Annotated in this window: 15 protein-coding genes and 2 pseudogenes; 11 read left to right on the top strand and 6 right to left on the bottom strand. The window is 50.5% G+C overall.

What is annotated here, in order from left to right:
- The first annotated feature begins 14 nt into the window (after positions 1–14).
- The 8 genes from D8682_RS09525 to lysS all read left to right on the top strand — a co-directional run bounded on the left by D8682_RS09525 (position 15) and on the right by lysS (position 12,606).
- Complete coding sequence (locus D8682_RS09525; protein WP_121814142.1) at positions 15–968, top strand: carbohydrate kinase family protein; 954 nt, start codon at positions 15–17, stop codon at positions 966–968.
- On the top strand, positions 969–2,072 hold the full coding sequence (locus tag D8682_RS09520) for an ABC transporter ATP-binding protein (RefSeq protein ID WP_064548830.1): 1,104 nt from the start codon (positions 969–971) through the stop codon (positions 2,070–2,072). It begins immediately after the preceding gene.
- Between the two features lie 323 nt (positions 2,073–2,395).
- Positions 2,396–3,382 (top strand): IS110 family transposase, encoded by a 987-nt coding sequence (locus D8682_RS09515; protein WP_121813607.1) that lies wholly within the window; start codon positions 2,396–2,398, stop codon positions 3,380–3,382.
- Positions 3,383–3,739: 357 nt separating this feature from the next.
- The gene (gene cadC, locus D8682_RS09505; RefSeq protein WP_121815673.1) at positions 3,740–5,269 is read left to right on the top strand and encodes a lysine decarboxylation/transport transcriptional activator CadC; all 1,530 of its coding nucleotides are present in this window, start codon (positions 3,740–3,742) and stop codon (positions 5,267–5,269) included.
- A gap of 364 nt (positions 5,270–5,633) precedes the next feature.
- Complete coding sequence (cadB, locus tag D8682_RS09500) at positions 5,634–6,971, top strand: cadaverine/lysine antiporter (protein WP_064548828.1); 1,338 nt, start codon at positions 5,634–5,636, stop codon at positions 6,969–6,971.
- Positions 6,972–7,052: 81 nt separating this feature from the next.
- Entirely contained in the window at positions 7,053–9,200 is a 2,148-nt protein-coding gene (gene cadA, locus D8682_RS09495; RefSeq protein ID WP_064548826.1) for a lysine decarboxylase CadA, read from the top strand.
- A gap of 212 nt (positions 9,201–9,412) precedes the next feature.
- Positions 9,413–10,882, top strand: coding sequence for a dipeptide permease DtpD (dtpD, locus tag D8682_RS09490; protein WP_121814140.1), 1,470 nt, complete (start codon positions 9,413–9,415; stop codon positions 10,880–10,882).
- A gap of 206 nt (positions 10,883–11,088) precedes the next feature.
- Positions 11,089–12,606, top strand: a complete 1,518-nt coding sequence (gene lysS, locus D8682_RS09485) for a lysine--tRNA ligase (RefSeq protein WP_064548822.1) — start codon at positions 11,089–11,091, stop codon at positions 12,604–12,606.
- A gap of 59 nt (positions 12,607–12,665) precedes the next feature.
- Here lysS and D8682_RS09480 read toward each other — a convergent pair whose 3' ends face one another.
- Complete coding sequence (locus tag D8682_RS09480; RefSeq protein ID WP_121814139.1) at positions 12,666–13,736, bottom strand: DUF1176 domain-containing protein; 1,071 nt, start codon at positions 13,734–13,736, stop codon at positions 12,666–12,668.
- An 82-nt stretch (positions 13,737–13,818) separates the two neighbouring features.
- Here D8682_RS09480 and D8682_RS09475 point away from each other — a divergent pair, with 82 nt between their 5' ends.
- Entirely contained in the window at positions 13,819–14,154 is a 336-nt protein-coding gene (locus tag D8682_RS09475; RefSeq protein WP_121815672.1) for a DUF1294 domain-containing protein, read from the top strand.
- 57 nt (positions 14,155–14,211) lie between these two features.
- Here D8682_RS09475 and D8682_RS09470 read toward each other — a convergent pair whose 3' ends face one another.
- The 3 genes from D8682_RS09470 to D8682_RS09460 all read right to left on the bottom strand — a co-directional run bounded on the left by D8682_RS09470 (position 14,212) and on the right by D8682_RS09460 (position 17,809).
- On the bottom strand, positions 14,212–15,753 hold the full coding sequence (locus tag D8682_RS09470; RefSeq protein WP_064548820.1) for a peptide MFS transporter: 1,542 nt from the start codon (positions 15,751–15,753) through the stop codon (positions 14,212–14,214).
- A gap of 389 nt (positions 15,754–16,142) precedes the next feature.
- Positions 16,143–16,442, bottom strand: coding sequence for a DUF1889 family protein (locus D8682_RS09465; protein WP_064548818.1), 300 nt, complete (start codon positions 16,440–16,442; stop codon positions 16,143–16,145).
- Between the two features lie 740 nt (positions 16,443–17,182).
- Positions 17,183–17,809 carry a TetR/AcrR family transcriptional regulator gene (locus D8682_RS09460; protein WP_121814138.1) on the bottom strand — a complete coding sequence of 209 codons (627 nt, stop codon included), beginning with the start codon at positions 17,807–17,809 and terminating at the stop codon, positions 17,183–17,185.
- A gap of 189 nt (positions 17,810–17,998) precedes the next feature.
- Here D8682_RS09460 and D8682_RS09455 point away from each other — a divergent pair, with 189 nt between their 5' ends.
- Positions 17,999–19,138 (top strand): hypothetical protein, encoded by a 1,140-nt coding sequence (locus D8682_RS09455; protein ID WP_121814137.1) that lies wholly within the window; start codon positions 17,999–18,001, stop codon positions 19,136–19,138.
- 334 nt (positions 19,139–19,472) lie between these two features.
- On the opposite strand, the gene D8682_RS27450 is transcribed toward D8682_RS09455, so the two are convergent.
- Positions 19,473–19,652, bottom strand: coding sequence for a recombinase family protein (locus D8682_RS27450; RefSeq protein ID WP_370090837.1), 180 nt, complete (start codon positions 19,650–19,652; stop codon positions 19,473–19,475).
- Positions 19,653–20,080: 428 nt separating this feature from the next.
- Here D8682_RS27450 and D8682_RS09445 point away from each other — a divergent pair.
- Positions 20,081–20,644 (top strand): annotated as a pseudogene (locus D8682_RS09445) (IS4 family transposase); the annotation flags it as partial.
- Here D8682_RS09445 and D8682_RS09440 read toward each other — a convergent pair.
- Positions 20,645–20,824 (bottom strand): annotated as a pseudogene (locus D8682_RS09440) (transposase family protein); the annotation flags it as partial.
- Between the last annotated feature and the right edge of the window lie 524 nt (positions 20,825–21,348).

The raw sequence follows: 21,348 nt of genomic DNA, 5'->3' as shown, positions 1-21,348 counted from the left end.
GAGAATCCTCACCCATGAAAGCAAAACCTGACACCCGCGCCACGCTGTATGTGGTGGGCAATATCAATGTGGATTTGATCATGAGCACGCTGCACGAGTGGCCGAAAAAGGGCACCGAAGCGATGCTCGAAAGCAGCTCGCTGCGCCCCGGTGGTTCTGCCGGAAACTGTGCGCTGGCGTTGGCGGCACTGGAATCGCCCTATCGTTTAGTCGCCAATCAGGGCAACGATCAGTTCACCGGTTGGCTGGCGAGCCTGTTTCCGGAGAGTGCACCGCACTGGCCAACCTGTGAGTGCGAAACGTCACTGACCTTTGGCGTCACTCATCCCGACCACGAACGTACCTTTTTCAGTAACCAGGGGCATATTGTCCGTCTTTCGATGCAGGATGTTCTGGCGCAAATCCCGGAAGCCGCGCAGCCTGGCGATTGGGTTTTGCTGTGCGGCACCTGGCTTTGTACCGCGCTGTATGCCGAGTATCCGCAACTGCTGGCCACGCTCAAACAGCGTGGTTATCGGGTCGCCGTTGATAGCGGTTGGCCGCCGCAGGGCTGGAATAATACGTTGCGTGAGCAAACCGCCACATGGCTGCCGTTCTGCGATGTGTTGCTGCTTAATGAAGTTGAAACGTTAGGGCTGGCGGATAAGCCAACGCTTGATGAAGCCGCGCGTAGCCTGTTGGCTAACATGTCAGAAAATGCCTTTTGCATTGCAAAATGTGGCCCTGATGGCGCGCGTTTATGGGCGGCGAACCTGGTGCTGACTCAGTCAGCCGAGCCGGTTGCGGTGGTGGACACCATCGGTGCCGGAGACAGTTTTAATGCTGGCTTTTTATCCGCGCTGATTTATGGCCTGCCGCCTGCCACGGCGCTGCACTGGGGTGTTCGCGTCGCGGGTTGTGCGATTAGCAGTTCCCCGCGCCGTTATCCCGACTGGCAATCGCTTTTTGGCCTTGTGGAGAAAAACTGAATGGCTCAGGTTGAACTGGTAAAAGTCGCGAAGAATTACGGCAAAGTGCAGGTGCTAAAACCGCTGAACCTGACTATCCCGGATGGCAGTTTTACCGTGCTGGTCGGCCCGTCGGGGTGTGGAAAATCCACTTTACTGCGCCTGCTGGCAGGGCTGGAGTCGTTATCTGACGGTGACATTCTGCTCGATAAGCAGCAAATCAATAATTTTGACCCGGCCGACCGCGATATTGCGATGGTGTTCCAAAGTTATGCGCTCTATCCACACCTGACCGTGGCTGAAAATATGGCCTTCCATATGCAGGTGAAGAAAGTGCCCAAGGCCGAGCAACAGGCGAAGGTGCAGCAGGCAGCGAAAGTGCTGGGCATTGATCATCTGCTCAAACGGTTGCCGAAAGATTTGTCCGGCGGCCAACGCCAGCGTGTGGCGATGGGCAGGGCGCTGGTGCGTAACCCGAAAGTGTTTCTGTTCGACGAGCCGCTGTCCAACCTTGATGCGCAGTTGCGCATGGAATTGCGTGCTGAAATTAAATCGCTGCATCAGCAGTTTCGTACCACCACGGTGTATGTGACACACGATCAGATTGAGGCAATGACGCTGGCGGATAACATCGTGGTGATGAAAGACGGTTTGATCGTTCAGCAGGGCGACCCGTTGTCGATTTACGACAAGCCGGTGAACACCTTTGTGGCGCGGTTTATTGGCTCGCCACCGATGAACCTGTTGAGCGGCGTGTTCCAGAATATCGGCGGTAAAGCGGGCGTGAGCTGCAATCAGCTGTGGTTTGGGCTGCCGGAAAAATGGGCGCGCCAGGCTATGGATTGTGCGGGCAAACCGGTGACGCTTGGCTTGCGCCCGCATGATCTGAAACCCGTCGCGCACAGTGAGCAACCCGCCGCCACGCTGCGCTTGCTGGAAGTGACCGGAGAGAGCAGTTTGCTGCACATTGACTGGAGTGGTTTCCCGCTACATGTGCAGTTCGCCGGACGCGCGCGCGCCAGTACCGAACAACCTTTGTATCTGGAAGCCAACAGCGAAGCGATTCATTTGTTCGATGCACAGACCGGTGAGCGGCTCGCAGAAGAAACTGATTTTGTCGGATGACGCTGGCGCTTATTCGACCTACGAGCTTGGTGATGTTGTGTCGGATGACGCTGGCGCTTATCCGACCTACGGGGCTGGTGATGTTGTGTCGGATGACGCTGGCGCTTATCCGACCTTGTATCTTGAACCGGTAGCTGGTTAGCTACCGGTTACATGAAACGGAGGAAGCTTGTATCCGACCTGAAGACCTCGATCTTCCGACGTAGCTTAAGCCCTCCGTTTCACCTTTCACGCCACTCAAAATCCGAACGGTAACCAGAAGCTCTGACTTCGCATGTACAAGGCTGGAATGGCGTGTTGGTTCACGTGGAAGGAGATGAAATATGGCTTTTCTCGGTGCTGATATCAGCAAAAATAAAATAGATGTCTGTCTGCTTGTTGCCGGTATTAAGGGTAAGAAAAAGCAGAAAGTCTTCACCAATGAACCCTGTGTGGCCCGCAAAATCATCGACTGGCTGGAGGCCCAAAAATGCGCCTCTGATAATATGACAGTCGTGATGGAAGCCACGGGTATCTACCATGAGAATCTGGCGTATGGGCTTCATGATGCGGGGATTTCTGTCTGCATGGCCAATCCATACCGTGTCCGTGAGTTTGCCTGCGGAATGGATATCCTCACGAAAAATGACACAGTGGACGCATTTGTGCTGGCCTGTTATGGCGAGCTGAAGCATCCCGATGCCTGGGTCCCACCGTCAGTTGAAGTCCGTAAACTCAGGGCGTTGTTGCGTCAGCGCGACGCGCTGAAAGAGGATGTGCAGAGGACGGCCAACCGGCTTGAAAAAGCGCATTCAACCTCGACACCACGGGAGGTCATAGGCTCACTGGAGCGGACACACGGCTGGCTGAGTGATGAACTGGAACGGATAGAAAAGCTCATTACTGACCACACAGATAACGACCCGGGACTGAAGGCCGATCTGGAGCTGCTGAAATCGATAAAATGTGTGAAGGAGCAGGTGGGACGGGAGATGCTGGCACTACTGAAAGACGGGACGTTCAAAAGTGCCTCGCAGGTGGCAGCGTATCTGGGAATAACACCGGTGGAGAGAGTGTCCGGCAGTTCGGTACGCGGGCGGGCACATATGTCAAAAACAGGCCCCTCAATAGTCAGAGCCAAACTGTATGTAGCAGCCCTGAGTGCAATCCGGTGGAATAAACCCGCGAAGGCGATATATGAAAGGCTGGTAGCGAAAGGTAAGGCGAAAAAAGCGGCGCTGGGTGCAGTGATGCGTAAGCTGGTACATATGTGCTTCGGCGTACTGAAAACCCGATTACCATGGGATGAAAATTATGCAGCTACCGCTTGACGTCCAAGACGGTAGCTACGGGCTTGGTGATGTTGTGTCGGATGACGCTGGCGCTTATTCGACCTACGGGCTTGGTGATGTTGTGTCGGATGACGCTGGCGCTTATCCGACCTACGGGCTTGGTGATGTTGTGTCGGATGATGCTGGCGCTTATTCGACCTACGGGGCTGGTGATGTTGTGTCATCCACCAAATTGTCATAGTTGTTAATATTGTGTTTCAGTTTGTTTTAAGGATCAAAAACTGCCTTATTGAAATAAATCCAGAAGGACATAACGTGTAAATGGTGATGACCCCTATCAAAGTTAGGGGGTGGAATTGTGCTATCATCGCGCCTTTTCCTTTTGGGCTCTTTTTTATGCAGCAACCTGTTGTTCGCGTGGGGCAGTGGCTGGTTACACCTTCTGATAACCAAATCAGCCGGAAGGGACGCCAGCTTACGCTAGAACCGCGTCTTATTGATCTCCTGGTTTTCTTTGCCCGCCACCCTGATGAAGTGCTCAGCAGGGATGAGCTTATCGATAACGTCTGGACGCGTAACGTGGTCACCAGCCACGTCGTCACGCAGAGTATTTCTGAGCTTCGTAAATCGCTGAAAGATGGCGAGGACGGCAGCCTGGAATACATTGCGACGGTGCCAAAACGCGGCTATAAGCTAACGGTACCGGTAGTCTGGTGTACCGAAGAGGGTGAAGCGCCAGCGCCTGTGATTACACCCGCGGCGTCTGCGTCAGCAGTGGATCTTCCTGCCCCAAAGTCCGTAGCAGCAATAACGCAAGATCAACCGCCTCGCGTGAAACCGGTGAAGCCGAAACGTATCGCCACCATCTGGGTCTGGCTGCTGTTTTTACTGGCGTTAGGCACTTGTGTGGCGCTGGTTGCACTATCGACGATGGACTCGCAACCGCCGCGTACCAAAGCGCGTTTGCTTTTGAATCCGCGCGATATTGATATCCATCTGCTCAAAGGTAATTCATGTGTTAACCGGGCCTCACAAGATGCCTATGCGGTAGGACTGGGCAGCCTGATGACCACTTCGCTGAACACCTTCTCCACTTTTATGGTGCATGATAAAACCAACTACAACGCCAATGAGCCAAGTAGTTCAGGTAAAACGCTGACCATTGAGTTCGTTAATCAGCGGCACTATCGTGCGCAGCAGTGCTTTATGTCTGTGCAATTGGTGGATAATGCTGACGGTTCAACGATGATGGATAAGCGTTATTTCATCACCAGCGACAATCAGTTATCGATTCAGAGCGACTTGTTGAGCAGCTTATCGGAAGCATTGAAGCAGCCGTGGCCGGACCGCATGTTGACGATGCTCAAACTTTACCAACCGTCGCATGGCTCGGCGTTAATACACTTCTACCAGGCGCATCAGTTATTAATGAATGGCGATGTCGATTCATTAGATAAAGCCAGTGCGCTACTGGACGATGTGCTGGCAGATTCTCCTGACTTTTCTTACGCCTTTGCAGAAAAAATGCTGGTGGATGTATTACGTCATTCGCAACAAACGCTGGATAAAGAACAACTCAAAACGCTTTATACAGAGGTCGCCAAATTAGGCGAGATGCCCGGCGCTAAAGAACTGGCGGTTTACTATCAAATTAAAACCGTCTATCTGCTAGGTCAGGGAAAAATAGATGAAGCCTATGCGGCTATTAATAGCGGTATCGACCTGGAAATGTCGTGGATGAATTATGTGCTGCTTGGCAAAGTCTACGAAATGAAAGGAAAGAACCGTGAAGCTGCGGATGCTTATCTGACCGCTTTCAATTTACGCCCAGGTGATAATACATTTTACTGGATTCAAAATGCGGTATTCCAGACCTCAGTGACCAGTGTTGTTCCTTATTTAGACAACTTCCTCGCTTCAGAATAAGTAAACCCTCATCATGCTCATGGTTTTGAGTATGATGAGGTTAAACTTATGTTTCTCACCAGCACTCTGAATGTTACCTATATTTGGCATTTTAACACCTGCATACAACACAATTATAACACTGTAAGGTGTGTGTAAGTTGCTGTAAATAAACTATGTTTATCTTTTTTTGATATCAACATGTCATCCTTATATGTTAATTAAAAAAGGTCAAGATGTCATTTGTCTGATGTTTGCTGTTATTTCACTTTATCTTTAGGACTTATCTTTTATGAATCTTTAATCTTGTTGGCAGTAGGTCGGGTCAATACCAGTTTCAATATCATGACCTGTACCGCCCAAATAAACTTAGGAGATAAGCAACATGGGTTCTGCCAAGAAAATAGGGCTATTTGCATGTACCGGCGTTGTCGCTGGTAATATGATGGGGAGCGGTATTGCATTATTACCTGCCAACCTCGCTGGCATCGGTGGTATTGCTATTTGGGGTTGGGTTATTTCTATTATTGGTGCAATGTCTCTGGCTTATGTTTATGCCCGACTGGCAACCAAGAATCCACAGCAAGGTGGCCCAATTGCTTATGCCGGGGAAATATCTCCAGCATTCGGTTTCCAGACTGGTGTACTTTATTATCATGCAAACTGGATTGGTAATCTGGCAATCGGTATTACCGCTGTTTCTTATCTCTCTACATTCTTCCCAATTCTGAATGACCCCATTCCGGCTGGCATCGCCTGTATTGCTATCGTCTGGATATTTACCTTCGTGAATATGCTCGGTGGTACCTGGGTGAGCCGTTTGACCACTATTGGTCTGGTGCTGGTATTAATTCCGGTGCTGATTACTGCGATTGTCGGTTGGCATTGGTTTGACGCGGCAACCTATCAGGCGAACTGGAACACTTCCAACACCACTGATAGCCACGCGGTCATCAAAAGTATCCTGCTCTGCCTGTGGGCCTTCGTGGGTGTTGAATCCGCTGCGGTCAGTACCGGTATGGTGAAAAATCCTAAGCGTACTGTTCCACTGGCAACCATGCTGGGAACAGCGATGGCGGGTGTGGTTTATATCGCAGCCACTCAGGTTATCGCCGGTATGTATCCTGCGGCTCAGATGGCGGCATCCGGTGCTCCGTTCGCTATCAGTGCTTCAACGATTATGGGCAGCTGGGCGGCTCCAATGGTTTCCGCATTCACCGCCTTTGCGTGTCTGACTTCTCTCGGTTCCTGGATGATGCTGGTGGGTCAAGCCGGTGTTCGTGCAGCAAGTGACGGTAACTTCCCGAAAATTTACGGTGAAGTGGATAACAACGGTATTCCTAAGAAAGGTCTGTTGCTGGCTGCCGTGAAAATGACTGCGCTGATGGTGCTGATCACCTTGATGAACTCCAGCGGTGGTAAAGCTTCTGACCTGTTTGGCGAGCTGACTGGTATCGCGGTACTGCTGACCATGCTGCCTTACTTCTACTCCTGCGTTGACCTGATTCGTTTCGAAGGCTTCAACATTCGCAACTTCGTGAGCCTGATTTGCTCGGTACTGGGTTGTGCGTTCTGCTTCATCGCGCTGATGGGTGCAAGCTCCTTCGAACTGGCCGGCACCTTTATCGTCAGCCTGATCATCCTGATGTTCTACGGCCGCAAAATGCACCAGCGTCAACATGCTAACGACGCAACCGACAGCTCTACCGCTGACGCGCTTTAATCGCTAACCCCTTTTCCTGGAGCACCTTCCTGACCTGTCACTTCGTGATGGGAGGGGCTCCCCATACCTGGAGATTCTACTATGAACGTTATCGCAATCATGAATCACATGGGCGTCTACTTTAAAGAAGAGCCTATCCGTGAACTGCATCGCGCCCTTGAACGCCTGGACTTCCGTATTGTCTATCCGAATGACCGCGAAGACTTATTGAAGCTTATCGAAAACAACGCCCGCCTGTGCGGTGTGATTTTCGACTGGGATAAATACAATCTCGAGCTGTGCGAAGAAATCAGCAAATGCAATGAATACATGCCGTTATACGCATTTGCGAACACCTACTCTACGCTGGACGTTAGCCTGAACGATCTGCGTTTGCAGGTTCGCTTCTTCGAATACGCGCTGGGTGCTGCTGAAGATATCGCGAATAAAATCAAACAGAACACCGATGAATACATCGACACCATTCTGCCGCCACTGACCAAAGCACTGTTCAAATATGTTCGTGAAGGTAAATACACTTTCTGTACTCCAGGCCATATGGGCGGCACCGCTTTCCAGAAAAGCCCGGTAGGCAGCATCTTCTATGATTTCTTTGGTTCCAATACCATGAAATCAGATATCTCAATTTCAGTTTCTGAACTGGGTTCTTTGCTGGATCACAGCGGCCCGCACAAAGAAGCAGAAGAGTATATCGCTCGTGTGTTTAACGCTGAACGCAGCTACATGGTGACTAACGGGACTTCAACGGCTAACAAAATTGTTGGCATGTATTCGGCACCTGCCGGTAGCACCGTGCTGATTGACCGTAACTGCCACAAATCGCTGACCCATCTGATGATGATGAGCGATATTACGCCGATTTATTTCCGTCCGACTCGTAATGCTTACGGTATTTTGGGTGGTATTCCGCAGAGTGAATTCCAGCGCGCCACTATCGCCAAACGTGTGAAAGAGACCCCGAACGCGAGCTGGCCGGTGCACGCGGTTATCACAAACTCCACCTATGATGGCCTGCTGTACAACACTGATTTCATCAAGAAAACCCTCGATGTTAAGTCAATCCACTTTGACTCAGCATGGGTGCCATACACCAACTTCTCACCAATTTATGCTGGCAAATGCGGTATGAGCGGTGGCCGTGTGGAAGGGAAAGTGATTTATGAAACTCAGTCCACGCACAAACTGCTGGCGGCGTTCTCTCAGGCTTCAATGATTCACGTGAAAGGTGATGTCAACGAAGAGACCTTCAACGAAACCTACATGATGCACACCACCACTTCTCCGCATTATGGTGTGGTTGCGTCGACAGAAACCGCTGCGGCGATGATGAAAGGCAACTCTGGTAAGCGTCTGATTGATGGCTCAATTGAGCGTTCTATCAAGTTCCGTAAAGAGATCAAGCGCCTGAAAGGTGAGTCTGAAGGCTGGTTCTTCGACGTCTGGCAGCCTGAACATATTGATGGTGCGGAATGCTGGCCGCTGCGCTCTGACAGCGCATGGCACGGTTTCAAAAACATCGATAACGAACACATGTATCTTGACCCGATCAAAGTCACCATGTTGACGCCGGGGATGAAGAAAGATGGCACCATGGATGAGTTCGGTATTCCGGCCAGCATCGTAGCGAAATATCTCGATGAGCACGGCATCATTGTTGAGAAAACCGGCCCGTACAATCTGCTGTTCCTGTTCAGCATCGGTATCGACAAGACCAAAGCTCTGAGCCTGCTGCGTGCGCTGACCGACTTCAAACGTGAGTTCGACCTGAACCTGCGCGTGAAAAACATGCTGCCGTCTCTGTACCGTGAAGATCCTGAATTCTATGAAAACATGCGTGTTCAGGATCTGGCGCAAAATATTCACAAACTGGTCGCGCATCACAACTTGCCGGACCTGATGTTCCGTGCATTCGAAGTGCTGCCAGCCATGATGATGACTCCGTACGTGGCATTCCAGAAAGAGCTGCATGGTCAAACCGAAGAAGTGTATCTCGAAGAGATGGTGGGCCGCGTCAACGCCAACATGATCCTTCCGTATCCTCCTGGTGTTCCGCTGGTTATGCCTGGTGAGATGATCACCGAGGAAAGCCGTCCGGTACTGGAATTCTTGCAGATGCTGTGTGAAATCGGCGCTCACTATCCGGGCTTCGAAACCGACATCCATGGCGCATATCGCCAGGCGGATGGTCGTTACACCGTTAAAGTGCTGAAAGAAGAAAACAACAAGTAATTGAAGTTCCAGGGGAAGTGGCTTGCCACTTCCCTTTAGATTGCGGACAAAGGTCACTAAACAGGTGTTGTAGGGTGGATAAGCGATAGCGCCATCCACCATTTTCGCCTGTTGTTACAGATAAAAGTGTCGGATGACGCTGCGCTTATCCGACCTACGCATAAAGGTTTGCTATCAACCATTTCCCTCTTTACCTGCACCAGGGAGACTTCATGAAAACACCCTCACAGCCGCGCGCGATCTATTACATCGTCGCGATTCAAATCTGGGAATACTTCAGCTTTTACGGCATGCGTGCCTTACTTATCCTCTATCTCACCCATCAGCTTGGCTTTGATGACAGCCACGCCATCAGTCTATTCAGCGCGTACGCTTCTCTGGTTTATGTCACACCCATTCTCGGCGGCTGGCTTGCCGACCGCCTGCTCGGCAATCGCACGGCCGTAATTGCCGGTGCACTGTTGATGACGTTCGGCCACGTAGTGCTGGGCTTCGAATCAGACTCAACCTGGAGCCTCTATCTCGCGCTGGCGATCATTATTTGTGGCTATGGTCTGTTCAAATCCAATATCAGCTGCCTGCTGGGCGAACTGTACGCCGCGGACGATCATCGTCGCGACGGCGGTTTTTCGCTGCTTTATGCGGCGGGAAATGTGGGCTCAATCGCCGCACCCATCGCCTGCGGGTTGACGGCACAGTGGTACGGTTGGCACATCGGTTTTGCGCTGGCGGGGATCGGCATGTTTATCGGTCTGCTGATTTTTTTAAGCGGCCATCGCCATTTCAGCAATACCCGTGGCGTCGACAAGCAGGCGCTGTGCGCGGTGAAGTTTGTGCTGCCAACCTGGGGCTGGCTGGTGGTGATGTTATGCGTGGCTCCGGTTTTTTTCACGTTGCTGCTGGAAAATAACTGGTCAGGTTATCTGCTGGCGATCGTTTGTGTCTTTGCCGCTCAGATGGTCGCGCGGATCATGATTTCATCCCCGCATCACCGGCGCGCGTTGTGGCAAATCGTCCTGCTGATGCTGACTGGCACACTGTTCTGGGTTCTGGCACAGCAGGGCGGCAGCTCTATCAGTCTGTTTATCGATAACTTTGTTAACCGCCGCTTGTTCAATATTGAAGTGCCAACGGCGCTGTTCCAGTCGGTCAATGCTGTTGCGGTGATGACCGGAGGCGTAGTCCTGGCCTGGCTGATTCGCCCAGATGGAAAAACGCGTTCCGTGTTCCGTGTGTGGCTGAAATTCGCCTTCGGCCTGCTGATGATGGGCTGCGGATTTATGATGCTGGCCCTCAACGCTCGTCACGGCACGGTTGATGGCCAGGCCTCGATGGGGCTGATGGTGGGTGGACTGGCGCTGATGGGTTTTGCCGAACTGTTTATCGACCCGGTCGCCATGGCGCAGATCACACGTCTGAATATGCCAGGCGTAACCGGAATGTTGACCGGCATCTACATGCTGGCAACGGGTGCGGTGGCGAACTGGCTGGCGGGGTTGGTGGCGCAACAAACCACTGAATCCAGTATCAGTGAAACGGCAATTGCCGCTTACCAGCACTTCTTCTCACAAATGGGTGAGTGGACGATTGGCTGTGTGGCGGTGATTGTGCTGCTGGCTGTTGGTGCCCGATTGCTGTTTTCCCCACCGGTGCCTTGCCTGCATGAACCTCACAGTGATTGATTTTTATCCATACAAGGAGAAGGTGTAAACCTGCTCCTTGCACCGTTTGGCTGTTAGGAGGAGGATGTTCTGGTGGTGGTGTAAGCCAGCGATTAAATAACTTAAGTTTGGCTATTGCTGAGTGAAATCAGCCTGAAATGAATCTAAGAGCGCCATTATTATATCGTGCGATTTTTTGGCAATGATGCCTGAAATGAGGAACCAACATGTCTGAACAACAAGCACAATGTGCCGATGAGGCAATTGACCTTAATAATGAACTGAAAACTCGTCGTGAAAAGCTGGCTGCGCTGCGTGAGCAGGGTATTCCTTTCCCGAATGATTTTCGTCGTGACCATACTTCTGACCAATTGCATGCGCAATTCGATGGCAAGGATAACGAAGAACTGACCTCCTTGAACGTTGAAGTTTCTGTTGCTGGGCGAATGATGACTCGCCGCATCATGGGGAAAGCTTCCTTCGTGACTTTGCAGGATATGGGCGGTCGTATTCAGTTATACGTTGCACGTGATGCTTTGCCTGAAGGTGTCTATAACGAACAGTTTAAAAAATGGGACCTTGGCGACATTATTGCCGCTCGCGGTACGCTGTTCAAAACCCAAACTGGCGAGCTGTCTATCCATTGTACCGAGCTGCGTTTGCTGACCAAATCGCTGCGCCCGCTGCCGGACAAATTCCACGGTTTGCAGGATCAGGAAGCCCGCTATCGCCAGCGCTACCTGGATCTGATCGCCAACGACAAATCGCGTCACAATTTTAAAGTCCGTTCGCAGATCCTCGCCACTATGCGCGAGTTCATGGTGGCTCGCGGCTTTATGGAAGTCGAAACCCCAATGATGCAGGTGATCCCTGGCGGCGCATCTGCACGGCCGTTCATCACCCATCACAACGCTTTAGACATGGACATGTACCTGCGTATCGCGCCGGAACTGTACCTGAAACGTCTGGTGGTTGGCGGCTTCGAACGGGTATTTGAGATCAACCGTAACTTCCGTAACGAAGGGATCTCCGTGCGCCACAACCCAGAGTTCACCATGATGGAACTCTATATGGCGTATGCGGATTACAAAGATCTGATCGAACTGACCGAATCGTTGTTCCGTACTCTGGCGCTGACTGTGTTGGGTAAAACGGAAGTGCCATATGGCGAACAGACTTTCGACTTCGGCAAACCGTTTGAAAAACTGACGATGCGTGAAGCTATCAAAAAGCATCGCCCGGAAACGGATATGGCGGATTTGGATAACTTCGACTCGGCAAAAGCTATCGCCGAGTCTATTGGTATCAAGGTTGAGAAGAGCTGGGGCCTGGGCCGCATTGTTACTGAAATCTTTGACGAAGTGGCAGAAGCACACCTGATTCAGCCGACTTTCATCACTGAGTATCCGGCCGAAGTTTCTCCGCTGGCGCGCCGTAACGACGTGAACCCGGAAGTGACTGACCGCTTTGAGTTCTTCATCGGCGGACGTGAAATCGGTAATGGCTTTAGCGAGCTCAACGACGCTGAAGACCAGGCTGAGCGCTTCCTCGAGCAGGTGAACGCGAAAGCAACCGGTGACGACGAAGCAATGTTCTATGACGAAGACTACGTGACCGCGCTGGAATATGGCCTGCCGCCAACCGCTGGCCTGGGCATCGGTATCGACCGGATGGTGATGCTGTTTACTAACAGCCACACCATTCGCGACGTTATCTTGTTCCCTGCGATGCGTCCGCAGAAGTAACTTGCTATAAAGATAAGGCCCCCTCGCTCAGACAGGTGAGGGGGCTATTTTGTGGTGCATTAGTGCGTGACGACTTTGGTTGTCAGTGTCGGCATCTCCCAGGCACCGCCTGGCCGGATCATCTGACAACGCCCGGTGCTCCGGGCTGCACTGTGCACAAAATGTTTACCATCCCATACCCATTGTTCCACACTCAGGCAGTCACCCAGACCACGGCCTTTCATGAAAAATTCAACGATACCATCGTCCCAGGAGGTTGCGCTGTCGGTCACTATTTCTGGTGGGCTGGACATATCGTTGCTAATCACAAAATACATATCCCCGGAGTTGTAGGCAGCCATCCAGCATGGCGCAATCACCAGTGACTGGTTTTCATTGAGGCTGGCAATTTGCCAGGTGCCATTGATTCGCTCTTCATCGCAGTCACTATCTGCACCGGTAAACTTGATGATAGACGGTTTAATCAGCGCAGTTTCCTGCGGTGTCATGTCACGGCTTTGTTTATCGCGCACCGGGGCTTTCACTATCACCGGTTCCGGGACGGGCATTTTGACCGCCGATTCGTTGTTGTTCCCTTTCTTTATCAGCGCACCGGTGGTACCCACGCGGCCCTGAACATCATCCATTTTCAGCAGTACTGCACTGGAACCTGCACCGGAGAAAACGTATTCATGAAGATTGTTTTTAAAGCTGATTTTGCTGTCGCGACGCAAAGCCTGCTTAAAAGCTGTGAACTGCGTTTCACTCATTGTCCAGACATCGCCATCCGCTGTGGAAAGTTTGCCCAGCGATTGGTTATCTATTAGCAGCAGGGGTTGCCCTGGTGTTTTGCTGGCGGCTTCACTGTCATAGTCGGCAAGCATAACCTGGTTGATAACAGTGGTCGATGGCCCCGCTTTGCGGGTTATCAAGACGGTTGATGCAGGATCGACATCGTTTGCTGAATAGCCAGCTGCACGGCAGGTCAGCGTGTTATCACACACCAAATCCCAGTCTTTATGTGTGAAACTTAACGCATCCGATGAAGAAGCTGCGCCAGCGCTCTGAGATATGGCTAATACCAGACCCGCGATACAAATACGGGCGCTGTGCTTACTAAAAACGTTGGGCGTGTATTTCCATTTAGTCATAGTGCATCCATTGAATTATTTAATGTTTCTGAATCGGATATAATTGTGCACTTTTTTTGCTAAAAGCTCTGTGATTAATGGTATGAATCTCAATCGTTTCTGTTTTTTGCTTTTGGCCTTAGCGTCTATGGGCAGCGCATTCCTGCCTCACCCTGTGGTGATGTGGTTCCTGTTTGCTAACCTGCTGACGGTGGTGATTTACGGTGCGGATAAAATGGCGGCTCGCAAAGCCTGGCGCAGAGTGCCTGAGTCCACTTTGCTGATGTTTGGTTTGGTTGGCGGATGGCCTGGCGCGATTGTCGGTCAGCAGGTTTTCCGCCATAAAACGCAAAAGCAGCCGTTTAAAACCTGGTTCATCATTAGTGTGATGGTGAATATCGTGGTGCTGGTGGCGTTAGTACGCTATGTCTGGCAATGAAAAAGGCCAGTCGTCTGACCGGCCTCTTTCATTCATTGCGGGTGAAGATATTACAAATCAGGCATGGGTCGCCGGTTTTTGTTGGGCATTTTCCAGCATTCTGCGTACTGGAATAATCAGGACGAACAGCACCGCCGCACAAATCAGTAACGCAATAGAACAACGTGCGAAGAGATCAGGCAGCATATCCAGCTGGTCGGCTTTCACATGGCCGCCAATCAGGCCTGCCGCCAGGTTACCCAGCGCACTGGCGCAGAACCAAAGTCCCATCATCTGGCCACGCATTCTTTCTGGTGCCAGCAATGTCATGGTCGCAAGCCCAATTGGGCTCAGGCACAGCTCGCCTAGTGTCAGCATCAGGATGCTTCCGACCAGCCATAGTGGCGATACACCCGCTCCGCCGCTGTTCAAGACATTTTGTGCCGCCAGCATCATCAAACCAAAGCCCGCAGCGGCGCATAAAATACCGATGATAAACTTGGTGATACTGCTTGGGCGGATGTTATTACGTGCAAGGCGCGGCCACGCCCAGCTAAACACCGGTGCCAGTAAAATGATAAACAGCGCATTGATTGACTGGAACCACACGGCAGGGATCTCAAAATCGCCGATCATGCGGTCGGTATAGTCGTTCGCAAACAGGTTGAACGAAGTGGGTTTTTGCTCAAACGCAGACCAGAAGAAGGCCGCAGAAACCAGCAGAATAAAGCAAACCAGCAGCCTGGCGCGCTCTTTGCGGTTAAGTCCCGCGAACATGAACAGATAGATAAAATAGAGCGCTACCGACGCCGCAATCACGTATACCAGCACACTGGCAACCGCCACGGGGTTAATGACGATCACACCTTGTGCAATCAGTGTAACGATAACCGCCGTGCCGGCAGCCAGTACCAGCAACCAGCCACCGACACCTTTTTTCTTAGCAACAGGGCTGTTCCAGGTTGAATCCAGACCCACTTCACTGTCGTAACGTTTCATTGCCGGAACGGCGAACACGCGGAAAATAACCAGCGCAACCAGCATTCCGATACCACCGATGCCGAAACCCCAGTGCCAGCCGTGGGTTTTTATCAGCCAGCCGGAAATCAGTGGTGCGATAAACGAACCCATGTTGATGCCCATATAGAACAACGAGAAACCGCCGTCCCGACGCGCATCACCTTTTTTATACAGCGTCCCAACCATGACCGAGATGCATGTTTTGAACAGGCCAGAGCCAAGAACGATAAACATCAGGCCGATGAAGAACAGGTTGTCGCCGAACACAGCAGACAAGGCTATCGACAGGTGGCCGAGGGCAATGAGAATCGAGCCATACCAGACCGCTTTCTGCTGCCCGAGCCAGTTATCGGCAAGCCACCCACCAGGCAGTGCTGCCAGATACATACAGCCAGCAAAGATACCGACGATGGCTGACGCGTTTTCACGCGCAAGCCCCATACCGCCGTCGTAAACCGTCGCCGCCATAAACAGAATGAGTAAGGGACGGATCCCGTAAAACGAGAATCGCTCCCACATTTCAGTGAAAAACAGTGAGCCTAGTGGGTAAGGATGACCGAAGAAGGTTCGGCTCTCGTTGTGGTTAACCGAGGATTGCATAAATTCTCCAAAGAAGGTGCGTCGTTGTTTTTATGAGTGGCGAAATGCCCGGCGGCTAGCTGACTTGCCGCTCTTTAACACTCAGCAATTATTATTAGATAGCTGGATTTGTCTAATGCCAACCGCAGAACTTTTAGATGAAAAGTCGAGAAATGTCCACTTTTACAGATTTTATAGCGGAAGATATGAGATATAGATTGGCATCCAGGGGGAGTTTTGAAGTTATGCTAACGCGGCAAAAACCGCCTTATGGCGCTCAGTGTGATTGAAAGCTAGTCGGCTTAGAGAGGTTCTGGCGGGAGATAGTGCTTAACACTCAGGAAGAACGGACGCTCACATATTTTGAAGGTGAGCGTCCGGAAAAATTAATCTGTTTGCGAAGGGGATACTCACACTAGCTCTCGGAGTTGCTCCCGCATATATGAAGTAAAGTATTCAGGGTTTTTAATAATCACACGGTTGCCAGACTCTATCTTCTCAGCCCAACCAGCCATTTTTTTCGTGAAGTCACTATTCCATCCCTCCTGATCGCCTCGTGCGGTAACATCAGCAGCGCTTGCCGGTACCCCCAACTCCTTCAGATATTTAAACATCCCCTTAGCTGTGCTTTCGTCCATGGAATGTGGCACTGACACTGATGTGTTCATACCGCCAATGTAGTCCAATGCTTTATCAACGACTGCTGGCATATTCTTATCCTTAAAATTAACCATGTAAAAAACAAGCCTTTGTATACATTGATATCTATCAGCTAACCATATGAGATAAAAGTCACCTCTGCTCAGGATAAGCATTTTTTTTTAATATTTGTGATGTGCGTAGGATGGGATCGGATGAATGTTGTGCACGATAAGTAGATGGTTATCGCTCGCTTAGTGGCTGATGCAACGATACGCGGATTAAAGCCGAGTGAATAACTAAAAAAGAAGTCGCTACGCAACCAGCCAAGTGTGATTGATAGCACAAAAAGCGGAGAAGACGCGGTGAATAGATTAAGAGAGGAGGGCGAGGAAACGCGGTCTTTTTTATTTCATAACTAGACCCGTAAAATCAAACAGACCTGCTGTGACTTACATAATTTATTGATTTTACTACGAAGTTAGATATAAAAATGCAATTGTATGTTTGATTTTTATAAAATCTAACTATATACATACCCCCCAAATGTACCCCCAATAATAATTCTTTCTTGTTTCTATCAATTTATTGGCACTAGGAGTTAACAACATTTGCTACCGCTTAAAGTTATAAACCGTAATTTACCAACCTTGAGATTGCGGCTGCTAGCAGCGAGTGACTCATACAGCATGATCAGTTAACTTTTGATTTAACAAAGTGCCACTGAGCATGGAAGCGCCTTTTTTTAATAAATAGACTACATATCAATATGAACGAACTAGTGCAAATATTTTCCGCTGTACTCCTGTTGCTACCTAAATGAGCGAAGCCCCGCCAGCGTAAATTGCTTAAAATGAGCCACCAGCTCAGCATGACTCATCGTGTCTGCCAGGGTGTTTATCGGACTGAAAGTGAACTTTCCAGCCACCATCAGCATCATGCAAGGGCCGACGATACTCAGGAAGCAGAGTAAAACGAGCGGATCATCTTCCTCTAACCCGGCAATCTGGCTAATGAGTTTGAGCATCGCCTGACGCTTACCCCTGCCTTCTGTTTGCATAAAATCATTGAATAATGGCGAGGGAGAAAGTAACTCCCGGGTATACACACACCCATGCCAGCTGTTCTGTTCTGCCAGACGCGGAAGGCAAATTTCGAGGAATGCTCCCAGCTTTTCATCAGGCGGTAGTGTGCATTCGACCAGCGCCTCAATCTCTGAACCATAAAGATAGTACTGATGCGCCTCAGACAGCACGGCAAGATAGAGGCCATCTCGTCCATGAAAGTGATAGTTAATGGCCGCTAAATCCACATCTGCTGCACTGGCGACTTGCTTGTTCGTCGTCTGGGCAAAGCCCTGTTTTGCTATCAACGTGCCAGCCGCTTCAAGGATTCTGGCCCGGGTTAACGCGCCATCACTGCGGGATGCTCTGCTCATTTTTCGGCCTTCTTAGCATTAATTCTTTAAAATCAGAATGCGGCACAGATCAAATTTAAATTTAAACCTATTTGAACTGGTCATACTTTAAATTGAATTTAAACTCCATTTTCTCGATTGTCCAGCGATACTGATTTTCCTCAGGATTATCACCAACGGATTTTTATCTTACCCGGAGTTTATGTTTTCATGTCTAACGCTACTCTCTTCACTGGCTTAACCCTGGCCTTATCGGTACTCGCATTACCAGCCACCGCCGCCGGAACGTCCCCAGCCGAAGTGAAAAATGACGTCACTCAAGAGAGCAAGGAAGAGAGCAGTCCGAAAAAAGCTGACAGTGCTTCCCAGTCTCCGTGGCTGTTTGTTCCTTTGTTCAGTTCCAGCCCCAAACTTGATACTGCGGCGGGTCTGATGGGGGCTTACATGCACAAATTTGATGAGAAATCACGCCCTTCAATGTTTGGTGTTTCAGCTAAATACACCACCTCCGAATCGCTGATTGCCAACGCATTTGCCAGAACCTCTTTTGGTGAAGATCATCACCGTATCCTTGCAGGCGTCATGGTGGGGGATATTAACAATGATTACGCAAATTACCTCGGTTCGGGTAAACCACTTGAGACCAACGACAATTACAGCTTTGCCTTTTTACGTTATCTCTATCGTGTGGAAGGAGACTGGTTCATTGGTGGTCAGGGGGTCTACTCCAACTATGAGATGAGTGGGAAAGATCAGACTTCCGACGAGATCCTCGATGAAATGGGGCTGGTAGGTTATAAATCCGGTGGAGTGGGCGCAGTCGTCATGCACGATTCCCGTGACAGTGACTTCAAAGCAACCAAAGGCTGGTACCTCAATGTCAACAATCTGGCCTACCGGGAAGGTCTGGGAGGTGAGCAGGATTTCGATATTTACCGCGTCGATTATCGTGGCTACTGGCAGCACGGTGATGGCAACGTTTTTGCGGTACGCAGTCGCCACCAGTTTTCAAGTGATGCGCCTGTCGGAGCCTACTCTCCTGTTTATCTGCGGGGCTACACCCCGGGTGAATACCTTGCTCAGAACATGTCTTCGATAGAAGTGGAAGAACGCTATAAACTGGCAGAACGCTGGACGGCAACGGTGTTTGCAGGCGCTGCCTGCTTGTATGGGGACTCCACCAATGGCGAAAGTCTCAATTGTGGCGACAGTGAAAATATTTACCCGGCATGGGGCGCGGGTGTCCAGTACTTACTTAAACCAGAAGCCGGTATCGTCCTTAATCTGGAATATGCAATGGGCAAAGATGACAATCAGGGGATCTATCTGAAGATGGGTTATAGCTTCTGACCCTTGAGAACTCAGATAAAAGTTTAAACGGGTCTGTTTTAACGTGATTTTTAAAATATCGAACACTCTGTAAACATGCCAGTGCCCCCGGAGAACCATTCTTTCCTGCTGCCAGTTGTTTTCCGGGGCAGCGATAGCAGTTACTGCTTAAAACTGTACACCGTCGTTTTACCCGCCTTAATACCACACCCCGCCAGCTCTGCCGATATTTGTGGGTAACTCATTCCCTGCGCCCACAGACCAGCAATCAAATCGCCATGCTCAAACGGTGGGCGGCCACAATGCACACCCTCAGACTTCGCACGGGCAATACCCGCTTCGCGGCGTTCGGCAATCAGGCTTTTTCCATCTCCGCAAAACCGGCCATCATGTGCAGCATCATTTGCCCTGCGGGTGTGCTCAGGTCGAACCCCTCACGCAGACTGATTAACTTCACGCCTTTGGCTTTGATGGTTTCCTCGGTGCTTAACACGTCGATAGCGTTACGACCTAAACGGTCAATCGCCACCACCACGAAAATATCCCCCGGCGGGCAGTGCGGATGGCCTCCATCAGTACCGGGCGTTGTTCTGCCGGAACCGCGCCGCTAACCTCACCCATGAAAATATGTATTGCTCGTTATTTGAGCGATTATTTTTATCCACAGAAAACACGGTTTTTCTTCCGCGCGTGTTTGGGGTTAAACACCCACTCCAGACCGTGCCAGTACTGGAAAAATAAGACCTGAAAAAAACTCGAACTTGAGCGTTTTTTATCCAACCGCGATTTTCTCCCCGCCAGCCCGCATGGCATCAGGGGAGTAGGAACTTCACTATGTTCTCCCTACTCCCCCTCAAGACTCCCTGTTAATGCCTAACACCGATCGGTTAAGCAAAATGATCGGTTGAACGATCCGGCAGGTATATCACAATAAGCCTCATCACTTTCTGATGGGGCTTTTTTATGCTTTCGACCTGGCTGGACGACACACAAACCTGGGCTGAACCCGACTCCCTTTCTCATTTTCAACGCGCTATCCCTCTTGAATGGATTTCTCACGTCCTTGAGTCCACTGACAAAGCCAGTATCAGAAAGCGTAAATTTCCCGCCGAGCTTGTGGTCTGGTTAATTATTGGCATGGGCCTTTATCGCGACCGCCCCATCACCGATGTGGTGACAAAACTCGATCTTGTTCTGGGAGACACCCTGGTGGCCAGCTCCATTGCTCAGGCCCGTGAGCGGCTCAGCGACAAACCGCTTGAGGCGTGATTCCATCTGACCGCACAACACTGGAGCCGTCAGGAAGATAAGGATGATCTGTGGTGTGGTTTACGTTTATTTGCCGTCGATGGCACGCTTTTTCGCACACCCGATACGCCGGAACTGGCAGAGCATTTTGAATATATAAAGCATCGTCCTGACAGACACACCGAATATCCGATGGTCAGGTTGTGCGCCCTGATGTCGCTGCGTAGCCGGTTAATTCATTATGTCCGGTTCGGTCCGGCAAATACGGGAGAGGTCAGTTAAGGTCAGGCAACCATGCTCCGGACACATAATGCGGGGAACATCGGCCTCGACTAATGTCGCGAACTGGCAGGTATCAAGGTGCTGCCATTTACGGTGTCGGTGATCGTGAACAGGACTGGGTTTACCGCAGGTTGGACAGGTTAACAGTGTGTTGTCAGCGATTCCGACAACGACAGTAGCGATTAAATATACCATCATCATGCCTTTAGCCACCACAACAAGGGAAGACCCATGTTTATACAGCACATTATTGTTTTACAAAGCGCAATAATAAGGGTGTTTATTGCATTTTATGAAATTAACGTAACGGTTTTTTTTCGGGGCGCTGTTGGTGCGGGTCTCGGCGTGAAGGTGGGGGGCTAAAATAACGGGAAGGCATGGCGATATCACATCACTTGAATATTCCACCAGCCCTAACCATGGTGATGACCACCACTGATGGGTAGTGATAGCTCTTGCTGTGGGCTATATCTCAACCGGGCTTACACGGCGGAGCGATTAGGGCTATTCGATTGATTATTTTCAACTTTCCCCATTGGGTTGGATTGGATAGCGCCAGTGAAGAGTAACGAAATCGTTATACCTGCCCTGGGTGATGATATGTATTTATTAACCGTGTAAATATCAGATACGTGGTTACGATATGACCTCAACCTGAATACTGCTCGTGTTCATTCCTGCGTTCATCCAGAATGGATGAA

Source organism: Buttiauxella sp. 3AFRM03, assembly GCF_003675305.1.
Classification (GTDB): domain Bacteria; phylum Pseudomonadota; class Gammaproteobacteria; order Enterobacterales; family Enterobacteriaceae; genus Buttiauxella; species Buttiauxella ferragutiae.
This window is presented reverse-complemented; position numbering and strand designations above follow the sequence as displayed.

Bases quoted from the DNA above. Each gene is read 5' to 3' on its own strand.
- D8682_RS09470 (WP_064548820.1), bottom strand. From the start codon at position 15,753: ATGCAATCCTCGGTTAACCACAACGAGAGCCGAACCTTCTTCGGTCAT.
- D8682_RS09460 (WP_121814138.1), bottom strand. From the start codon at position 17,809: ATGAGCAGAGCATCCCGCAGTGATGGCGCGTTAACCCGGGCCAGAATC.
- D8682_RS09520 (WP_064548830.1), top strand. From the start codon at position 969: ATGGCTCAGGTTGAACTGGTAAAAGTCGCGAAGAATTACGGCAAAGTG.
- D8682_RS09475 (WP_121815672.1), top strand. From the start codon at position 13,819: ATGAATCTCAATCGTTTCTGTTTTTTGCTTTTGGCCTTAGCGTCTATG.
- cadB (WP_064548828.1), top strand. From the start codon at position 5,634: ATGGGTTCTGCCAAGAAAATAGGGCTATTTGCATGTACCGGCGTTGTC.
- D8682_RS09515 (WP_121813607.1), top strand. From the start codon at position 2,396: ATGGCTTTTCTCGGTGCTGATATCAGCAAAAATAAAATAGATGTCTGT.
- cadC (WP_121815673.1), top strand. From the start codon at position 3,740: ATGCAGCAACCTGTTGTTCGCGTGGGGCAGTGGCTGGTTACACCTTCT.
- cadA (WP_064548826.1), top strand. From the start codon at position 7,053: ATGAACGTTATCGCAATCATGAATCACATGGGCGTCTACTTTAAAGAA.
- D8682_RS09525 (WP_121814142.1), top strand. From the start codon at position 15: ATGAAAGCAAAACCTGACACCCGCGCCACGCTGTATGTGGTGGGCAAT.
- D8682_RS09465 (WP_064548818.1), bottom strand. From the start codon at position 16,442: ATGCCAGCAGTCGTTGATAAAGCATTGGACTACATTGGCGGTATGAAC.
- dtpD (WP_121814140.1), top strand. From the start codon at position 9,413: ATGAAAACACCCTCACAGCCGCGCGCGATCTATTACATCGTCGCGATT.
- lysS (WP_064548822.1), top strand. From the start codon at position 11,089: ATGTCTGAACAACAAGCACAATGTGCCGATGAGGCAATTGACCTTAAT.
- D8682_RS09480 (WP_121814139.1), bottom strand. From the start codon at position 13,736: ATGACTAAATGGAAATACACGCCCAACGTTTTTAGTAAGCACAGCGCC.
- D8682_RS09455 (WP_121814137.1), top strand. From the start codon at position 17,999: ATGTCTAACGCTACTCTCTTCACTGGCTTAACCCTGGCCTTATCGGTA.